The organism is Leptospiraceae bacterium, from assembly GCA_016708435.1.
Classification (GTDB): domain Bacteria; phylum Spirochaetota; class Leptospiria; order Leptospirales; family Leptospiraceae; genus UBA2033.
Genome location: JADJFV010000003.1, coordinates 32,501 through 50,505, shown reverse-complemented (window position 1 = coordinate 50,505; position 18,005 = coordinate 32,501). Strand labels below are relative to the sequence as shown.

Below are 18,005 nucleotides of genomic sequence, written 5' to 3'. Positions count from 1 at the left end.
CAACAATTTACTGACGATTTTTTCTATAGAAAATATTAGCCTCTTAGAATTTTTTTTAATTTTCTAACGATTCTAAAAAATTTTGTTAACAAGCACAATACAATTAAAAAACTGTAATACATGAGAAAGAGTATACTTTTAATCCTTGTTTCCTTAACTTTTTTTGTCTTATGTAAACCGAAGACAAAAGAAGCGGAAGCACAAATTCTAGGGACGCGCTATTCAAAAATAGATCAGCATATTAGTTCCATTGCGGGCTCAGCCAAAAAAGAGCATAGAGTCACACTCGTCTATGCTCTAGAAGAAGTCAATGTCTTAGAGAAAGTCACTGAAGACAAAAAAGATTTTTACAAACTCTCTACTGTTACAGGTAAAGAGGGTTATTCTCTTGCGTCTAACTTTTCAGAAGCAGTGTTATTTGTTGTGAAAGATGGACTCAGTGCATTCAGAAAACCTACACTCACAGCAGGGACGAAGGGAAAGTTTGCGCTTGGCTCAATCTGCTTCGTAAAAGAGATTCAGGGAGAATGGGCAAATGTAGATTGTTTGACTGCGAGTGTTAAAGATGGATTAGTCGAAGATTGGTATGATGTGTGGATCCAAGCTGCAGACGAGAGACTTTCGAAAGATCCACTCCTCGGTCAAACTGCCTTATTAGTTAGAGAAGCGTATAAAATCATAGCGAAAGCAAATAAATTAACAGGAACAGATAGGGACAAATTGCTATTAGACGCAAAGGATAGGTTAATGAAAGCCTATGAGAAAGAAGATGTATTACAACCAGTCGTCACAGCTATTCTTGTAAAATATCAAATGATGGATGAGCCACCTTCTACACCAGTAGCGCCTCCAGTAGAAACGCAAACTCCCAATAGTCCGCAGTGACTGAAAATAAAAATATTAAAATAAAGGATAAATCAATGTCAGGATCAGAAAATAAAATTACAGGTGCAAGATTATTAATCGAGTTAATGGAGGAAGCAGGCATAGAGGTTTGCTTTGGTTATCCGGGAGGAGCCATTCTCCCTTTTTATGATGAACTCTACAAAAGTAAAATTAAACACTATCTCGTAAGACACGAGCAAGGTGCAATTCATATGGCAGAAGGTTATGCAAGAGCAACCGGCAAAATTGGAGTATGCATTGCCACATCAGGACCGGGGGCTACCAATCTTGTTACAGGTCTTGCTGACGCTAAGATGGATTCAATTCCTATTCTTGCTATCACGGGACAAGTTGCTACAAGTGCGATAGGAACTGACGCATTTCAAGAAGCAGATATTTTCGGAATTACAATTCCGATTACCAAATACAATGCACTCATGAGAAGTGCTGATGATATCGCAAGGCATTTTGAAGAAGCCTATAAGATAGCGTTAGGCGGAAGACCTGGACCTGTTCTATTGGATTTCCCAAAAGATGTTCAGACACAGTTGACTTCCGTTCGCAAAGCTTCCAAGTTAAAGATTGACGCACACCATTATACAAAGCCCGAAATCGTTGGAGATGTAAAGGCATTTGCAGAAGCAATTAACAATGCCAAGCGCCCTCTTCTCTATGTAGGAGGTGGTGCAATCAATGCAAATGCAGCAGAAGAAATTAAAACATTAGCCCTTACAGGCAACATACCAGTAACCACAACTCTTATGGGAATCGGTTCTTTTCCAGGCGAGCATCCAAATTCAGTTGGAATGCTTGGAATGCATGGAACGGCTTACGCGAATAAGGCGGTATTGGATTGTGATTATATTCTAAACCTCGGTGCTCGCTTCGATGATCGCGTTGCAAAGATTGGGGAGTTTGCAGAGAATGCAGTTCGTGCCCATATCGACATCGATACAGCAGAATTCAATAAGCGAATCGATGTTGACTATATCTTGCATGGAGATTTAAAAGACGCGCTAAAAGCAGTGATTCCTCATATAAAGAAAGTAGACAGAACAGATTGGCTAAAGCATATTCAAACGCTTAAGGCAAATCATCCTCTCGACTTTGATAATTCTACGGATAACAAAATTAAGCCGCAAGACTTTATTCATAAACTCTACGAAAAGACAAAAGGAAAGGCAGTTATCACGACTGATGTAGGACAACATCAAATGTGGGCTGCTCAGTATTATCTGTTCAATGAGCCTAACAACTGGTTAACCTCCGGTGGACTCGGGACAATGGGTTATGGTTTACCCGCTGCTATTGGAGCAAAGATCGGAAGACCGGATAAAACTGTAATTTGTATTTCAGGGGATGGCTCTATTCAGATGAACATACAAGAATTAGCCACAATCACGATGTATAATCTTGGAGTTAAGATTCTTATCTTCAATAATAATTTTCTAGGAATGGTGCGTCAGTGGCAAGAGCTATTCTATGAAGAAAGGTTCTCGAATTCCGAATGGAATTATAATCCTGACTTTGTAAAAGTGGCAGAGGGATATAAAATTCCGGCAATGTGTATCTCTAAGAAAGAAGACATTGATAAAGCATTGGAATTTTTCTTGAAAGACGACAAATCAGCATTACTCGAAGTAGTAGTTCCCGCAGAAGAAAAAGTATTTCCAATGATTCCAGCAGGTAAGTCACAAAAAGATATGTTAGAATTTAAAGATCTAGCAAGTTTGAAGGCAGCAAAATGAAACACACATTAAATATACTCGTAAACAATCATCCAGGCGTAATGAGTCATGTATCAGGACTCTTCACAAGAAGAAGCTATAACATCGACTCTATCGCAGTCGGTGTTACAGAAAATCCTGATATATCTAGCATGACAATCGTTTTGAAAGGAGACGATGCAGTCGTAGACCAGGTAAAGCAACAACTTTTGAAATTGCCAGATGTTTTAAAAGTTACTGATCTGTTTTACATGGAAGCAATTACGCGCGAACTAGTTCTATTAAAAGTTGAGGCAAAAGATAGTAACCGCACAGAGATCATTTCTCTTTGCGGAGTCTTTGGTTCTAAAATTGTGGATGTTACAGATACTAGTCTCATGATAGAATTTTCTGGAAGCGCAAGACAGGTAGCTGCCTTTATTACAATGATGACCAAATATGGAATTCTAGAAATGGCTCGCACCGGACAAATTGCGTTAGCCTGTCAAAACGGATAACCATAAAAAAGGATGAAAAATTTTAAATTGAAATTAGAATATGGAGTAAGACTTGTTCCTTCTATTGGAACTTGTCTTGCTACAGACAAAATCACTGTCGATGGAATGCAAGTTGGATATATGTATAGAGATTATCCGCATGATGAAAAAGACAGTGGATGGAGATTCATTGCAGGCGTAGAAGACGAGGATTACATGAATAATGCAGAGAATCTAGAAAGATTTGATGTCAATGCAATCGCTAATCACGATAGAGCAATTATTGATTACATTAGTCTACCTGTTGAGACAAGACTGAAAAGAATTCCAGGACAGGATAAATTTCAGTCAATGGACTAATGCCCATTATTCGCTCTAGTATTTAAACTGTAAGCTTCTTCTCAAATATCCAAATTCTGTTTTGATACTCATCTAGAAAAGAAGCATATTTTTCCTTTTCATGAAAAGACTCCAGACTGAGTGGATCTAAGTCAAACGAAGACTCATTTAATTCCGAAACACAGAAGCTCAACGTTCCTGGTGTAACATTACAATGAATCGAAGGTTTATCTATAAAAATGGAAAATCCATTTGAACTGCGAAGCTCCGCGTGATTCTTAGAGCTCGATAGAATAGAAAGCGAAAACAATCTTTGATACAATACAGCCGTTCTTTCACAATCCAAAGAATAGAGATTTGCAGCATAAAACTGAAGGTCTTTCATAAATACAAAAATACATTTCCGATTTATGGAAGAAAGGAATTTTCTTACTTGACTTAGCAATTCAGATAATTTATATTAAAGATATTCTAAGAAAAATTATGAAAAAGCTCACTCGACACAGACAGATTATATTAGAGAATATGCAATCCCGAATCGATCATCCGACTGCAAAGATGGTCTATGACTCCATTCGAACCAGCGTTAAAAGTTTGAGCTTTGCGACTGTATACAACTCTCTCGAATTTCTTTATAATAACGGTTTTATAAAAAAACTAGATTCCTTTTCTGAATCTGCCCACTACGATGCGGTTTTAGAAAAACACTCTCATTTGATTTGTCGAAATTGCGGCACTGTTCTAGACTTTCCCGACATAGACATCTCAGATAAACTTTCCTCTCTCAAAGATATTTTTGAAGCAGAGGAAATTGCAATTACGATTCGTGGTTTTTGTAAAAGCTGTTTGGAACACTAAGTTCAACAACTTATGGGTATTATCCACGAGTTAGATGTCAATCTAATCAATAAAATTGCAGCCGGTGAGGTAATCGAATCGGCTCACTCTGTCATCAAAGAGTTATTGGAAAATTCCATTGATGCACTCTCAACACAAATTGACATACAAACCGAATCAGCAGGTCTTGCAGAAATTTTAGTATCTGACAACGGATCAGGAATTGCAGAAGAAGACTTGGATCTAAGCATAAGACGTCATGCGACAAGTAAAATCAAAGACTTAGAGGATCTCGAAACAGTCTACACATACGGCTTTCGAGGGGAAGCTCTTTCTTCTATCGCATCAGTCTCCAAATTAAAAATGACTACCGGCACAAGAGTAGACGCTCCCGCCATTCAAATTTCCTGCGAGAAAGGGGAAATCATAGAAAGAAAAAATACAACTGGCTTTAAAGGAACTAAAATCTCAGTCGAAGATTTATTCTACAATACTCCTGTTCGTAGAAAGTTTTTGAAATCAGAAAAAGCAGAAGATAAAAAAATCAAAGATAGAATCGCTATCACAGCAGTAGCAAATCCAAAGATTGGATTTAGGTATGTGCAAAACCAAAAAGAAATTTTTAATCTAAAACCTGCAACTACACGAGAGAGAATTGTTTCTGTTTTTGGTGATAATCTAGAAAACCACTTACTCGAAGTAAAGTCCGAAAAGAAAGGGCTAAAAGCATACGGCTTTATTAGTGATCCCGAATTTTACAAATCAAATCGTAGTGGACAATTCCTATTTGTCAACGGGCGACCGATTGAAATGAAATACAGTTCTTATCTTTTAAAAAAAGCCTACGATGAATTAATTCCTACACAGGCGCACCCCTGGTGCTTTTTATTCTTTGAAATTGATCCAAGACATATTGATGTAAACGTTCACCCGACCAAAAAAGAAATTCGTTTCTTAGATGAAGAAGGTTTTAATTCCTTCTTTCTAGAAATGGTTCACGCAGAGTTGAACTCTAAAACTCCTGTTGGAATTTTAGAGATGAGAAAGAGATTTTTCAACGAAGGAAAAAGAGCAGACGCAATTGCCAGAGCAAACAGTGTATTAAACGCAAGTCCTGCTTTTTTCTCAAGCACTTCCAATACATAAGAATTAAAACCGGTCCAAGAAATTCTTCATAATGATCTATACAAAGAAGTTCCATAACAAAGCTCCTTCTCTGTCGAAAATATCGGTGCCGGTGCAAGCTTACACCAATTAACCGCAAAGCCAGAGATGAAACGAGAATTCATTCCTAAAAAGCACTTTGGAATTATATTCGAAACATTTATTCTAGCCGAAGCAGAAGATGGAATTTATATCATAGACCAACACACCGCACACGAAAGAATTCGCTACGAAGAAGTATTAAACAAATTAAAAAACAAAAATCTAAGCCAGCAACTTCTCACTCCTATTCGGATTGATCTATCCGTTGGAGAAGCAGAAGAAATTCTAGAGCGTAAGGAAGATTATGCAAAAGTAGGAATTACTTTAGATGATCTAGGCGGCGGAACTATTCTCGTGCGGGAAATCCCTGTTTTCCTAGAAGCAGGAAAAGAAAGAGAAACAATCATAGATTTTTTAAATCGAACCAAAGGAACAAAAGTCCTCGAAAAAGAATTATATGATTTAATGGCGAAGTGTGTCGCCTGTCGTTCTGCAATAAAGAAGGGAGATCATATGTCAGACCATATACTAGGTGAAATCTTAAACCGACTAAGCTACTGCGAAAATCCTTCCCGCTGCCCTCACGGACGACCTACTCTTATTAAACTCACCAGAGACGATCTGGAAAAAATGTTTCACAGGAAATAAATTATCAAAATGGATAAAGACTTACGTAAACTCATTCTCCAATCAGTTCTTGCAGTCGTTGTAATCATCGGGCTTGTAATTATACTCGCTCATATTGTCAAAGAACCAATTACTCAATTTTCAAAACTCTTCGTAGACTATCTAGGAGTATGGGGTGTTGGTCTTGGAATATTAGTCAGTGATTCCCTGCCTGCCTTTATGGTGCCTGACGCATTTTTAGTATTTGGTGTAGCGGGTAAACTCGGAGACTTCGAAGTAATCCTATTTAGCTTCGCAGGAAGTTTAATCGGTGGATCCAATTCTTACGCTATCGGTCGCTATTTAATTCCAAAATTCGAATACGGTAGAAACCTAATCAAAAAACACGAAGGTCAACTTCTTCCCTATCTCGAGAAATACGGAATGTGGGCAGTAGTCATTGCGGCAACCACTCCTTTGCCTTACTCCTGGATGAGTATACTCGTTGGTAGCTTCAAAATGTCCTATTCTAAATTTCTACTCTGTAGCCTAACACGTCTTCCCCGCTTCGCAGTTTACTATTACGCCATCAAATTCGGTTGGATGGAAGATATAGTCTTCTGGGTTAGAGAGATGCAATCTTATATGATATAAAATTTACGGATTACCACCGATAAAAAATAATTTGGCTTTCTTACAAAGTTGTAAATAATCGAGAGCTATCGTATTTTTTATCGGTGATCTCGGTGTGCATCGGTGGTAATCTTATTATTTTTTTCTTCACATCTCTTTAAGTAAATCTCTGTTGGATAATCTTGCGGTAGAATGGAATTTACCCGTAGAAAATATACATTCGCCTCGGAGTATTTTTCAGAGTGAAATAATTGAACTCCCTTCTCGAAGTCTGACTTTATTGAATCAATTGCCTCGATTTCAGAGTTAGTAATTCCATCATAGATTTGATAAACTGTGACTTTTTCTTGTTTGCCTTTAACTTGAACACGATCAAGTAAACGCGTATGATAGGTATTATCCTTTGAGAGTTCCTGAATAACAATTTCGGAAACAATAATAGATACTTTATATTCTTTGGTTAAACCTTCAAGTCTTGCGGACAAATTTACGGAATCTGAAATAACAGTTCCATCCATTCGATTGTCCGCACCAATGATTCCAAGCATCAAATTTCCAGTATGAATTCCAAATCCAACTCGTATCGGCTTATAACCCTTAGTCGCTCTAAATGTGTTATAAACCGTTACCTCTGTAAGCATTTCTATTGCTGACTTTACTGCGTCTTCTGATTTATTCGGAAACAATGCCATAATAGCATCTCCAATATATTTATCTATGAATCCATTGTGTGAGAGAATATGAGGATTCATTCGCTTAATATAGGCATTAATAAAATTAAAATTTTCAGCAGGACTCATTGTTTCGGACAGATTTGTAAACTCTCGTATATCAGAAAACAAAACAGCCATCTTTCTTTGCACTTGATCTCCGAGGCTAATATCCATTACGCTTTTCTTATTTAATTGTTCTAAAAATTCAGTTGGCACGAACTTACTAATAGCTTCATTTGTTTTCAATAAGTTATCAGAAAGTTTTTCAACTGAATAGAATGCCTGTGAAAATCTTTCCGAAAGAAGATAAGATTGAAAGAAAAGGAATAGAAATACACCAAATGGATAAACAAAAATGGGCGGAATAGCAGAGAATATAGTAACTTCATTTTGGTATAACATTTCGATGATAAAAGTAGAAAATAAAATCACAATTCCAGTGAGCGCCGCCTTAGCTCCTTTTGCCCTTCTTCGAATAGCACGAAACATAACTCCAAACATATAAACTGATTGTAGCAGAATAAAAATTTGAAATGGTATAGCAGTATGGCTATATACAGTCGCTTTAGTGGTTAATACCAATATAACGCCGGAAAGAACCACCGACCAGGAAAAAAATGCAATCCATTTTTTTCGTGGGTATTGAAATAGGCTAATTAGAAATTGGTAAAATACTCCGAAAGATAGAAAAAAAGAAATATACTCTAAACTTACTTGTGTCTCAAAACTTCTAAAAGGTAAAAAAGGGACAAAGAATCTCTCACCGGTAACACCAATTCTCACAGTGGAGCAAATACAGAATAGCCCCAAAAGTAAACTAGTAACATCTACTCGGCGAAGAGTATACAAACCAAAATGGTAAATAGCCATTATGAGTAAGCTTCCAATTAGAAAGAAATCAAATGCAATAAGCCAATGTTTATAATTGGAAATATCTTTCCCAAGTCCTAAATCAAAATCCGCCCAGGTTCCACCCTTTCTATGTGCGAAGTTTGAAATATGAAGAACAATTTCGTTCTCGCCTTCTTTGAGATTCACAAAACTAACAACAGGATACCACTCCGCTACTTCTTCTAATTTGTTTTTTCCAGGAATTCCATTCGAGGCAACAATGACTCCATTGACATACAAGGTGTATGCGCTATACATATCTCCAATGCGAAAACCGTAAGGTCGGGATTTTTCGTTTACAAAAAGCTTTAATCTATAGGTTGCATAGGCTTGGTTCGAAAGTTCTATTTCGTTTACTTTCTTTGTGCTCCAAAGAGCCGGAATTGAAATATAATCAGGAATACTATTTTTTGATTCTTTAAATTCATCAGGAAAAATAAATTGTTTATAGTAAAACTCCCATTCTCCATAGAGAGAAGTTTTCCCATCCTGCTCGAAATCCCAAGAACGCAAATCAAGAATTCCCTTACTCGCCAGCGGTGCATCTTTTGAGTTTTCTCCTGCGCAAGAAATTCCTAAAAACACAATTAGAATATAAATAAAATGACTCATAAGTGAGTCATTTTAAGATTATGACAGGAAAATTCACTCTTTTTTTAAGTGCGTTCGAGATTTCGAGGTAAAGATTTTATAAAGCGTTTCTTCGCCTTCTTTCGTTCCTATATCGAAACAACCAAATTATTTTTTCGCGCTCACTTCTTCTGTTACCCACAATTTTTAACCCCGCATCAAAGACACTTTCAACAAGGCTATGAAACATACTATCAAAGATACTCTTAAAACTTCCTAAGTATCTCTAATAGTAAGATTGACAGTATCTTTGATAGTATCATTGATAAAACAAAACCCAAAAATACAAAACTAGCGACATTAATCGAAGCTTCCGAACAGTTAGACGTCAGAAAAAAATACTTTACAGTCTTTCTTGTCAGAATACCCTAAACTCTAATGTTCAAATTAAACTCTTTTCTCTGTGTCTCAGTGACTCAGTGGCAAAAAGCACTTAAGCAAGGTAAAGCATGAAAACAAACTACGAATTTTTCGAGATAGAAATAGAAGATCATATTGCAATTGTATATTTAAACAAACCAGAAAAGCGAAATGCGATGGACTGGAGCTTTTGGAGAGATCTGCCAGAAATAGTCGATGAAATCAACAAAGACGATAACATCCGCGCCTTCGTGATAGCGGCTAAGGGCAAATCTTTTTCTACAGGACTTGATGTATTAAGTTTTACAACACAAGTTGAAGAATTTCTAGTTCCCAATCATGGAGACACACGTAAAAGATTTTACAATCATATTCAAGTGATGCAAAGCGGAATCAATGCAGTGTATAATTCCAATAAGCCGTCGATTGCTGTAGTGCAAAAACATTGCATTGGAGGAGCACTAGATTTAATCTCTGCTTGTGATATTCGCTATTGCACAGAGGACGCAAGCTTTTCTCTGAGAGAAGTAAAAGTTGCCATTGTAGCCGATATGGGAAGTATAAACCGATTACCCGCTATCATTGGTCAAGGGTATACAAGAGAAATGGCTCTAACTGGAAGAGACGTTACTTCTTCTGAGGCAAGTAAGATGAATCTGGTGAATGGCATTTATCCTACACTAGAAGACGCAATGAAAAAAGCAAAAGAAGTAGCTCACGATATTGCTTCCTCTTCTACACTCGTCGTCGAAGGGGTAAAAGAAGTTATGCGCTATTGTGAAGGTAAACCAATGGATGCAGGACTTAACTATGTATGTGTTTGGAATTCGAGTTTTCTTGCATCCAATGATTTTGATGCTGCCCGAAATGGATTTTCCACAAGAACGAAGCCCGTTTATAATGCAAATAAAGGAAAATAGAATGCACTTTAGAATATTAGATAATTCTAATGAATTAATAGCCTGCGGCAGCAAGCCCACCATTATGTTGCGCCCTAATGGAAGCAACATTGAGTTCGGGTGTCAAAAATTCCAGTCCAGCGTGAAAACGCTGGTGCACCTGCGTAAGGCACGTTAATGAGCTTTATATCAATTCTCAGACAGGCTTTGTATGAAGAAAGTATGAAGCATTATTCGAGAGCCTTCAATAGCTACAATAGAGCAATTGCAGAAACAAAAAATCCAAGAACCATTGCGCGACTAACAGCGCGTAAAGGTTGGTGTCAGCAACATGTAGGCAACCAAGACCAGGCAATGCAAACCTTTGCAGAACTTGCTAAGAACGCCGAAGTCCCGCAGGCGTATTTACTAACTGCTATTTACTATTTAAAAACAGATAAACTAAAATCTGCCAAGAATATGCTGAACAAAGGAATTGAAAAATATCCCGATTACTTAGAGCTTTATTTGACATTAGCCTCACTTTTAAAAGACACAGAGCGTGCCAATGAATCGATTCAAGTTTAAAAGAAAGCATTATCGCAGGAAAGACTCACTCGTGGCAAAGGTGGAATTGAGCGCAAAGACATTTGGGCAGAGTTAGGAAATCTTTACTACGAGCGCGGCAGTTATAACTCTTGTATTGTTTGTCTTAAGCGATCTCTCAAAATGGATTTGGAAAAACATTTTTTACACTATGCACTGCTCTCTAAATCGTATTTAAAATTAAACGATCCTTATAATGCTTTGAAATATATAGATTATCATCTTTCCTATTTTGAAGACTTAGACCCGGAAGACTTTATCACAAAAGCGCGTGCTCATGCAAGACTTGGAGATAATCATTTAGCAAGTGCGAATCTTTTGCAAGCCTATGATTCTGATGGAATTCTAAGACTACGCACAGAGGAAATGGCTGACTTTTCTGTTCTAGTCCAAAGTGGATTCTTCACTACATTAGAAAACCTTGAAATCTATTGATTATCACAAATAAAATGTTGCCTTAAATTTAATCCTTTTTACATTGTAGTGGATTTTAATAATTCGAAAGAATTTCAGAGGAAAATAAATGAAGAAAATAATTTCTTTAGTTTTAGGTTTCACTTTATTTTATTGTGCTACACCGGAGAAAAAAAGTGACGGGTTTATTTATGTTAAAAACGTTACAGGGATTAATCTAGATGATGCTGAATTAAATGCAAAACGCGAAATCGTCGCCAAAGGTCTAGGCGAATTAGTAGAGGGAAACACCAAAGTTGACCAAGGACAATTGATGGAGGCGGTAGTCAATACATCAGTAGAAGGATTTGTTCTTGACTACCAACAAATCGGCAAAGATCGCAAAAAGGGTGCGTTAGTTGAAATTGATGCAAAGGGACGCGTAGATCGAGGAACTGCACAGAGCATTATCGACAAGATGCTTACGCAAGCGGGTAATCCTAATTTTCTCATGATCGTTGATGAAGAGATTGATAAAAGAAAAAGCCCGCCGACAGCTATTGTGACAGAAAATGCAATTGTGAAAAACTTTTCTGAATTCCAATTCTTAGACAAAGAACAATTCCGTAGAATTCTTGCTAAAGAAGGCGGAAAGACTATCGGTGTCTACGGTGATACAAGTGCAGAAGCAAAGGCAACAGAAGTGGCAGCCCAAATGGGAGCAGAGATTTTATTCATTGGACAAACCATTGTAAAAATAACGGACCTATCATGGACTCCGGTATGATGTCTATGCAAGCTACTGTTCGTTTCAAAATTGTAGATGTTGGATCAGCAAAACTAATTGCTGCTGACAACGCTGGTGGTGCAGCTCCTCATGTGGATACAGAGCGCGGCGCACAAGAAGCAATTGACAAAGCACTCGTAACTTCCAAACCAAAAATTCTAGAACAAATCAGAACCAAATGGAAAAGAGGAATGATGATTCGCCTAGTCATAGATGGAATGAACTACGATGATTTCTTAGACAAGGGCATTGATGGAATCATAAGAAATATCAAAGGCGTAAATGCAGTGAATCAAAAAGGAAGCTCCAATTCCAATAACTCTATTGTTCTCGAAGTCCAAGCTGATTTTAACGGAACCGTTTTATACAGAAGAATGCGCGAGAAAAGAGAAGACATGGGAATTAAATTCGAGCAAAAAGAAGTAAAACCAGGTGTAGTTCAAATTAAAGTTACCAAATAAATTCTAAGGGCTACTATAAAGAAATCTGTGTTTTTTTAAGTAGCCTTTTCATTTTCAGATTTACAAAAAAGTATAAAGAGCTAAAGATAAGTATTCTGTTTATTTTCTTAGAAATTTAAAATTCATATCAGACCAATAAAAGGATTTAACGTAAGCTATGTTTAAAACAATATTTCCAATTTCATTTTCTAACCTGCCAACTCCAATTAAAATCATTGGAACGTATTTTATAATTACACCAATCGTTAGCTACATAGCGACATCGTATAAGCTTGATCTACCTCTGACAGATGCAAAATCAATCTTGTCTAGTTTTGATAAGCTAAATATAATTCTAAACCTGATGGGTTTTTAGTTGGCGTAGGAATTTTAGGAGTGAAGAAATGGGGTTATTTCCTATTCCTCGCTTTTAACTCAGCATTGATTATTCATGGTTTTTATTTACTGTTTCAATTCAACGGAATCGAAACAGACGTAATGAGTAAAGAAAGACTTATCTTAAACTTAATCATTACAGCTCTTCCTTTCTTTCTAATTCTTTATTTTCTTAATTCAGAAATTTCCACTCCTTACTTAACTCTTCTTCCAAGAGGATTTAGAAAAAAATGGAGAACAGAAATTCCACTGAAAGGTGTTCTAGTCGATTCCCTCGGTAATAAACTTAATGTAACTACTCTTGATGTTAGCCCGACTGGTTGCCTTGCAGAAGTCGATGGGTATATTTCGGATGAAGATGAATTTGCTTTGACGTTTGATATTGAAAAAGACTGGAAAGTATCCGCAAGCGTTGTTCGAATTCAAGGAGAAAATGTTGGTCTTCGATTCAATTATGATGAAAAGACAGCACATGCAAAAAAAGAATTAAAGAATTATCTTCAAAGTAAGCTTCTTCCTCGTTATGATATTACAATTCCATGCGATTGGAAACACGGGAAAAATTCCTAAAAGTGATATTCTAAATGTTTCTGAAGGAGGACTTTTCTTATCCACGAGCGAACCAACTAAGGTAGGCGATGCGGTTGCTTTTTCGTTCAAACTCCTAGGATTTCGATTTAGCGGGAACGGAGCAATTAGTTGGATCAACGCTGAATCTAAATACAATAAGCCTGTCGGTATTGGCATTTCTTTTAGTGATCTAAAGAAAATATTCTCTACCACTTTTTCATTTTCTGCTTCCGTCTTTTTTTCCAGTTTCGAAGCAAGAGATAGATAGGTTTTTAATGGTTAATGGTTAATGAGGAATGAAGAATTTCTTGTTCAGGAAAATGCAATGAATAATGAAGAATCAAATTTAGAACCAACTCCTTTAGAGATTGGAAACAAAGCTCCTTCTTTAAAGGAAGTGTATTGGGTAAAAGGCAAAGCCTTAGACGTTGGCAAACAACTAACCATTGTTGAATGCTGGGCGACTTGGTGCGGACCTTGTTTACAGACAATTCCTCATTTGACTGAACTACAGAAGAAGTATGTAGGGAAGTTGGAGATAATCGGTATTACCCAAGAAGATAAGGAAACGGTTCTACCTTTTGTGGAGCAAATGGGAAATCAAATGGATTATCGTGTAGCGATTGCACCTGATTCTGTTTACGATTCCTATATGGCAGGCATACCAGGAATTCCACATTCCTTTTTAGTGGATGCAATGGTAGGCTCATCTGGCATTGCCATCCCGCAGAAATTGCACCAATTCTGACTCTTACATCACAGGCAAGATTTCGGAATCAAAGTTAATAGAGCTAAGTGTATATAAGAAAACATATGATGAAGCGCTGCAAGAAATTAGCCAAGATGGTGAGAATGCAAAAGAACTAATCAAAAATCTATTCGAAACTGTAAAGAAGATGCTAGCGATTTATCCCGATCAGCCGCAGGTATTTCAAACCGTTGTATATCTTGCATCTATGATAGGGGAAAATGATTTAATAGAATCTCTCTGTAAATCTATTAACAAGGATTCCTTTTCGCCAGAAACTCTTGCAAATTTCGTAAGCACTGGCTTATTAGAATTTGCCGGTAACTCCTTAGCTGCCTTCGCCTATTCCATCGACTGGATAGAATTCATCTTAGAAAAAAAACCAGAAGATTCATACTTCTTAACCATCTATGCAAGGCTCCTTTACCTAATTGGCTTACTTGACAAAGCAATTGAAATTCAAAAAAAAGCAGCAACACTTAAATCAGACGATGCTGTTTTAGGATTCACTCTTAAGAATTATTTAAACTTAAAAGAATTGCAGAAGAAGATTAAGATTTGATGATAATGATATTCTAGAAACTGTAAGTTTGCTATTTCGAAAAAACATCAGGCTCTGCATGAACTTGCACAATCCAAGAAATTAAAAAACGATGATACTGTTTTCTCTTACTCTCTTTCTTTTTAACCAATCGTAATAGCCACTCGTTGAGACTTCTAAAGCTTCGCACATTTTTACCACATCAAAAACTTCTCTATTTTCTTTTATGAAAAAAAACTTATTTATTTTTGTTGAGGGTCTCTCGTAAAAATGCCTATTGACTTTTTTAAAATTAAATTCTCGTCTTCTAATCTTTGAATGAGTTTATCTTTCTCTTTCAGTTCCTTTTCATAGTCCCTTTTCTTGGGCTTTTCTTTTGGTTTATTTACAGCTTCATTCATATGTTTCTCAATCCAACTTTTTAAAGTTCCTACGGGTATTCCTAAATCCCGCGCTGTCTTCTTTTTATTTTCTCATTTGCAATGTAAAGTCTTACTGACTCTAATTTAAATTCTTTTGTATATACTCTCATCTTGGTCTCCTTTTGGAAACCTAAAATCGTGTCCACTTTTCATGTAGTAGTCCACTTTGTCCAGAATTGCTTCCTTGGGTCGCAATTCTATGGTAAATATCTTGTCCCCCCTTGCTCCTTGGTCGGAGCACCAGCGCCTACGCCCGTCCTACTCCCCCATGCAACGAACTTTTTCGCACAAGGGCGATGAGTTTTTTTTAAATAATAGTTCGGGAGCTTTTTAGTATTTGCCCTCTCTAACTTTTTAGTCCTCTTAAAACAAAAAAGCCACTCGTTAGAGTGGCTTTGTAGTATTGCGGTGAATATCTTGGTAGCGTCCTACTTCCCTCTGTGAATGGAAAGTAGAATTACCCATTGCTCGGAAAACAGAAACGGACATTCGTTGGAAAGAAAAGGTGGGAAGATTTTAAGAAATAGTATTGACCTCCTTATTTAAATTTTTGTTATTTAGGCGATAAGAATCCCCTGTAAGTTAAATATTTTCGCATGGTGTAAAAGTCTATCAAGTAAAGCTGCGGTCATTGTCGTGTCACCAAGCATTTCCGCCCAGTTTTCGAATGACTTGTTTGAGGTGAGAATTATAGAAGATTTTTCATAGACTTCTGAGATGAGATTAAAGAAGAGATTTGCTTCTTTTTTTATCAATGGGGTGTATCCGATTTCATCAATGATGATAAGATTTGCTTTCATGATTTTTTTAATTCTATGTTCTGCTTGCTTTTGAATGGAAGAAACTTTGAATAGGTGCATAAGACTCGTTACCCGCTCAAAGCAAACAGTGTATCCTTTATTCAGAGCAACGAATCCAAGTGCGATACCGATATGAGTTTTTCCAATTCCAGGAGGACCGAATAAAAGAATATTTTGTTTTCTATCAAGCCATCCACAATCCTAAAAGATTGTTAATCTCTATCTTAGAAATTCCTTTTATTCGATTGAATTCAAAAGTTTCAAATTGTTTCTCAATCGGAAAGTGAGCTGCTGTAAAATTTCGACGCAGTCTTTTTTTTGTTCTGCCTTTTACTTCCGACTCCAAAAGCGATAGTAGAAATGTAAGATAGGAACTTTTTTTAGATTCTGCTTCTTGAATAATTTTATCCAAGTTTTCTCTCATTCCATTTAATCCTAAAGCGGTTGTGATTTCATTAACTTCTTTATTTATTTTCATACCGCCTCTCCTAGAATGTGAGAGGTATATTCTTGTAATTCTCTCAAACTTACATCTATCTTTAGCGTTTTATTTTCAAATGACTTAACTTCTTTTTTTGTTCCTACCTGATCTGCTTTATCTTCATTGGAAAAATAATTGTAGGAGTCAAATAGATTCTTAAAAGAAAAGTTTTGTTTTCATTGCAAAAGAGCAAGGCTTGCAATAATAAATTTTCATTCGTATCTTTATTGAAATATTTCTTTGCCAATATGCATTGATCTCGCGTATAACGTGGAAACGTTCTGAAATTCATAAGCACAAATTCTTTCCATAAAGGTAATGCAAACAGTCTGGGAATATCCTCTTTTAAATCAGAAAGCTTTTTCTCTTTCTCTCTAAAATGTTCTCTTTTAATGACTTTTTCCTGTAAATACTGGTTATTTTGTGTTCGGCTAATAATACGTTGTCAAGTGAGTAGATGTAGAGAATATCTAGAATTACCGCTACTTCTACTTTCTGATTCCGGTACCCAGTAGGAACTGAATACAAAGAATTTTGATAAGAAATAAAACTCTGCTGACTTACAATTCTTTCATCCTTAACAATCGAATTAATCTTAAAATAGAATTTCGAATTGGATGTAAAAACTTTCTTTCTTCAGTAATGACATCGGCTGGAATTAAGCCCGTTGCTGCGGAGATACTTCCATTTGCTCTTCGGTCTAACCATAATAATCCGCTCTTACATAATTCTTCTATCTCCGAATAATCTCGAATATCCAGAAAATTGTGCTTCCACATAGCCAACTAAATTCTCGACCTTCCTTTTGATTCTGGATCTGCTTTCCGACATACATACATCTTCAAATTCATTTCTTCTATGAAATGAGAAAAATTCTTTGTATATAGAATGTCTCCATGATTTTCAGATGCAACTAACGCAAGCATCTTGATCGATTACTAACTCTTCTGGTTGACCTCCAAAGTATTCAAAACAATTAATTAGATGATCGATTATATCTTTTCCACGAAATGGTCTGTCTTGAAATGAAACATATTTATACCTACTTGCAGATAATAGTGTGGCAAATATATATACTTTTAAACCTGATTTAAATTTGTATTGACCAAAATCCATCTGTATCTGTTTTCCAAACGGTAAAGGTGCAACTTTTTCATACATCCTTATTGTCTCGGAAATTTTTAATTCGCCATTCTGAATTAATGAATTGATGTAATTTCGTAACGTTCGATCGGTAAATGCCAATTTACCAACAATCTCTTCGAGGTAATCGTATACCCCAGTCATGTTGAGGCGCTTAAATCCGTTATTGCGGTATATCTCTATTATCTTCTCTTTATATTCACTCGGAATTCGCTTCCGACTTCTAGATTCCATTTCATAGGCAATATATTCCTCTGGGCTCATCTGAACGTAATTCGAGACCGTCTTTCGATTTATTCCCAATTCTAGGGCAATTGCCTCCATTGAAAATCCCTGCATTCGTAATTTCTGAATCTTACTAAACATCTGTCTTTTAACCATTTCATTCTAAATTACTTCTAGAAATAATTTAGTCTATCTACCATTCTGCCTCCAAAAACATGTCCGTTTCTGTTTTCCGACCTATGTCCGTTTCTACTTTCCATTCACACCCTCCC

At 36.5% G+C, this 18,005-nt stretch carries 19 protein-coding genes and 3 pseudogenes; 16 read left to right on the top strand and 6 right to left on the bottom strand.

The features are described from left to right. Nucleotides 1–120: 120 nt before the first annotated feature. From lenA to IPH52_07665, 4 genes are read left to right on the top strand one after another with little or no spacing between them, the layout of a single operon-like run. Nucleotides 121–885, top strand: a complete 765-nt coding sequence (gene lenA / locus IPH52_07680; GenBank protein MBK7054918.1) for a lipoprotein LenA — start codon at nucleotides 121–123, stop codon at nucleotides 883–885. 35 nt (nucleotides 886–920) lie between these two features. Further along, complete coding sequence (gene ilvB / locus IPH52_07675; protein ID MBK7054917.1) at nucleotides 921–2,633, top strand: biosynthetic-type acetolactate synthase large subunit; 1,713 nt, start codon at nucleotides 921–923, stop codon at nucleotides 2,631–2,633. Next, the gene (ilvN, locus tag IPH52_07670) at nucleotides 2,630–3,109 is read left to right on the top strand and encodes an acetolactate synthase small subunit (protein MBK7054916.1); all 480 of its coding nucleotides are present in this window, start codon (nucleotides 2,630–2,632) and stop codon (nucleotides 3,107–3,109) included. The genes ilvB and ilvN overlap by 4 nt, the downstream gene beginning before the upstream one ends. 12 nt (nucleotides 3,110–3,121) lie before the next feature. After that, nucleotides 3,122–3,448, top strand: coding sequence for a DUF2185 domain-containing protein (locus tag IPH52_07665; GenBank protein ID MBK7054915.1), 327 nt, complete (start codon nucleotides 3,122–3,124; stop codon nucleotides 3,446–3,448). A 22-nt stretch (nucleotides 3,449–3,470) separates the two neighbouring features. Here IPH52_07665 and IPH52_07660 read toward each other — a convergent pair whose 3' ends face one another. After that, on the bottom strand, nucleotides 3,471–3,812 hold the full coding sequence (locus IPH52_07660) for a hypothetical protein (protein ID MBK7054914.1): 342 nt from the start codon (nucleotides 3,810–3,812) through the stop codon (nucleotides 3,471–3,473). A gap of 98 nt (nucleotides 3,813–3,910) precedes the next feature. On the opposite strand from IPH52_07660, the gene IPH52_07655 reads away from it, so the two are divergent. From IPH52_07655 to IPH52_07645, 3 genes and pseudogenes are all read left to right on the top strand, one after another. Then, entirely contained in the window at nucleotides 3,911–4,285 is a 375-nt protein-coding gene (locus IPH52_07655) for a transcriptional repressor (protein ID MBK7054913.1), read from the top strand. 12 nt (nucleotides 4,286–4,297) lie between these two features. Continuing rightward, a pseudogene (gene mutL, locus IPH52_07650) lies at nucleotides 4,298–6,118 on the top strand (DNA mismatch repair endonuclease MutL). Between the two features lie 9 nt (nucleotides 6,119–6,127). Continuing rightward, nucleotides 6,128–6,730, top strand: coding sequence for a VTT domain-containing protein (locus IPH52_07645; GenBank protein MBK7054912.1), 603 nt, complete (start codon nucleotides 6,128–6,130; stop codon nucleotides 6,728–6,730). A 77-nt stretch (nucleotides 6,731–6,807) separates the two neighbouring features. Here the strand turns inward: IPH52_07645 and IPH52_07640 are convergent, their stop codons facing one another. Beyond that, nucleotides 6,808–8,925: an adenylate/guanylate cyclase domain-containing protein gene (locus IPH52_07640; protein MBK7054911.1), complete on the bottom strand. Its 2,118-nt coding sequence runs from the start codon at nucleotides 8,923–8,925 to the stop codon at nucleotides 6,808–6,810. 467 nt (nucleotides 8,926–9,392) lie between these two features. Here IPH52_07640 and IPH52_07635 point away from each other — a divergent pair, with 467 nt between their 5' ends. The 9 genes and pseudogenes from IPH52_07635 to IPH52_07595 all read left to right on the top strand — a co-directional run bounded on the left by IPH52_07635 (nucleotide 9,393) and on the right by IPH52_07595 (nucleotide 14,683). Beyond that, nucleotides 9,393–10,223 carry a crotonase/enoyl-CoA hydratase family protein gene (locus tag IPH52_07635; GenBank protein MBK7054910.1) on the top strand — a complete coding sequence of 277 codons (831 nt, stop codon included), beginning with the start codon at nucleotides 9,393–9,395 and terminating at the stop codon, nucleotides 10,221–10,223. A gap of 156 nt (nucleotides 10,224–10,379) precedes the next feature. Continuing rightward, nucleotides 10,380–11,222 (top strand): annotated as a pseudogene (locus IPH52_07630) (hypothetical protein). Between the two features lie 88 nt (nucleotides 11,223–11,310). Then, nucleotides 11,311–11,967, top strand: coding sequence for a hypothetical protein (locus IPH52_07625; protein MBK7054909.1), 657 nt, complete (start codon nucleotides 11,311–11,313; stop codon nucleotides 11,965–11,967). Next, nucleotides 11,952–12,428 carry a hypothetical protein gene (locus tag IPH52_07620; protein ID MBK7054908.1) on the top strand — a complete coding sequence of 159 codons (477 nt, stop codon included), beginning with the start codon at nucleotides 11,952–11,954 and terminating at the stop codon, nucleotides 12,426–12,428. The genes IPH52_07625 and IPH52_07620 overlap by 16 nt, the downstream gene beginning before the upstream one ends. 157 nt (nucleotides 12,429–12,585) lie before the next feature. Then, nucleotides 12,586–12,783, top strand: a complete 198-nt coding sequence (locus IPH52_07615; protein MBK7054907.1) for a hypothetical protein — start codon at nucleotides 12,586–12,588, stop codon at nucleotides 12,781–12,783. 20 nt (nucleotides 12,784–12,803) lie between these two features. Further along, nucleotides 12,804–13,373: a PilZ domain-containing protein gene (locus IPH52_07610; protein MBK7054906.1), complete on the top strand. Its 570-nt coding sequence runs from the start codon at nucleotides 12,804–12,806 to the stop codon at nucleotides 13,371–13,373. After that, a complete protein-coding gene (locus tag IPH52_07605) occupies nucleotides 13,327–13,641 on the top strand; it encodes a PilZ domain-containing protein (GenBank protein MBK7054905.1) in 315 nt (104 codons plus the stop codon). Before IPH52_07610 ends, IPH52_07605 begins: the two co-directional genes overlap by 47 nt. 57 nt (nucleotides 13,642–13,698) lie before the next feature. Further along, a complete protein-coding gene (locus IPH52_07600) occupies nucleotides 13,699–14,121 on the top strand; it encodes a TlpA family protein disulfide reductase (GenBank protein MBK7054904.1) in 423 nt (140 codons plus the stop codon). Next, nucleotides 14,090–14,683: a hypothetical protein gene (locus IPH52_07595; GenBank protein ID MBK7054903.1), complete on the top strand. Its 594-nt coding sequence runs from the start codon at nucleotides 14,090–14,092 to the stop codon at nucleotides 14,681–14,683. Before IPH52_07600 ends, IPH52_07595 begins: the two co-directional genes overlap by 32 nt. A gap of 221 nt (nucleotides 14,684–14,904) precedes the next feature. Here the strand turns inward: IPH52_07595 and IPH52_07590 are convergent, their stop codons facing one another. From IPH52_07590 to IPH52_07575, 4 genes and pseudogenes are all read right to left on the bottom strand, one after another. Further along, nucleotides 14,905–15,063: a hypothetical protein gene (locus IPH52_07590; protein ID MBK7054902.1), complete on the bottom strand. Its 159-nt coding sequence runs from the start codon at nucleotides 15,061–15,063 to the stop codon at nucleotides 14,905–14,907. Between the two features lie 537 nt (nucleotides 15,064–15,600). After that, nucleotides 15,601–16,362 (bottom strand): annotated as a pseudogene (locus IPH52_07585) (ATP-binding protein). Nucleotides 16,363–16,925: 563 nt separating this feature from the next. Next, nucleotides 16,926–17,144: a hypothetical protein gene (locus tag IPH52_07580; protein ID MBK7054901.1), complete on the bottom strand. Its 219-nt coding sequence runs from the start codon at nucleotides 17,142–17,144 to the stop codon at nucleotides 16,926–16,928. 124 nt (nucleotides 17,145–17,268) lie between these two features. Further along, on the bottom strand, nucleotides 17,269–17,889 hold the full coding sequence (locus IPH52_07575; protein MBK7054900.1) for a transposase: 621 nt from the start codon (nucleotides 17,887–17,889) through the stop codon (nucleotides 17,269–17,271). Nucleotides 17,890–18,005 lie beyond the last annotated feature (116 nt).

Bases quoted from the DNA above. Each gene is read 5' to 3' on its own strand.
- lenA (MBK7054918.1), top strand. From the start codon at position 121: ATGAGAAAGAGTATACTTTTAATCCTTGTTTCCTTAACTTTTTTTGTC.
- ilvB (MBK7054917.1), top strand. From the start codon at position 921: ATGTCAGGATCAGAAAATAAAATTACAGGTGCAAGATTATTAATCGAG.
- ilvN (MBK7054916.1), top strand. From the start codon at position 2,630: ATGAAACACACATTAAATATACTCGTAAACAATCATCCAGGCGTAATG.
- IPH52_07665 (MBK7054915.1), top strand. From the start codon at position 3,122: ATGAAAAATTTTAAATTGAAATTAGAATATGGAGTAAGACTTGTTCCT.
- IPH52_07660 (MBK7054914.1), bottom strand. From the start codon at position 3,812: ATGAAAGACCTTCAGTTTTATGCTGCAAATCTCTATTCTTTGGATTGT.
- IPH52_07655 (MBK7054913.1), top strand. From the start codon at position 3,911: ATGAAAAAGCTCACTCGACACAGACAGATTATATTAGAGAATATGCAA.
- IPH52_07645 (MBK7054912.1), top strand. From the start codon at position 6,128: ATGGATAAAGACTTACGTAAACTCATTCTCCAATCAGTTCTTGCAGTC.
- IPH52_07640 (MBK7054911.1), bottom strand. From the start codon at position 8,925: ATGAGTCATTTTATTTATATTCTAATTGTGTTTTTAGGAATTTCTTGC.
- IPH52_07635 (MBK7054910.1), top strand. From the start codon at position 9,393: ATGAAAACAAACTACGAATTTTTCGAGATAGAAATAGAAGATCATATT.
- IPH52_07625 (MBK7054909.1), top strand. From the start codon at position 11,311: ATGAAGAAAATAATTTCTTTAGTTTTAGGTTTCACTTTATTTTATTGT.
- IPH52_07620 (MBK7054908.1), top strand. From the start codon at position 11,952: ATGGACTCCGGTATGATGTCTATGCAAGCTACTGTTCGTTTCAAAATT.
- IPH52_07615 (MBK7054907.1), top strand. From the start codon at position 12,586: ATGTTTAAAACAATATTTCCAATTTCATTTTCTAACCTGCCAACTCCA.
- IPH52_07605 (MBK7054905.1), top strand. From the start codon at position 13,327: ATGATATTACAATTCCATGCGATTGGAAACACGGGAAAAATTCCTAAA.
- IPH52_07600 (MBK7054904.1), top strand. From the start codon at position 13,699: ATGAATAATGAAGAATCAAATTTAGAACCAACTCCTTTAGAGATTGGA.
- IPH52_07590 (MBK7054902.1), bottom strand. From the start codon at position 15,063: ATGAATGAAGCTGTAAATAAACCAAAAGAAAAGCCCAAGAAAAGGGAC.
- IPH52_07580 (MBK7054901.1), bottom strand. From the start codon at position 17,144: ATGTGGAAGCACAATTTTCTGGATATTCGAGATTATTCGGAGATAGAA.
- IPH52_07575 (MBK7054900.1), bottom strand. From the start codon at position 17,889: ATGGTTAAAAGACAGATGTTTAGTAAGATTCAGAAATTACGAATGCAG.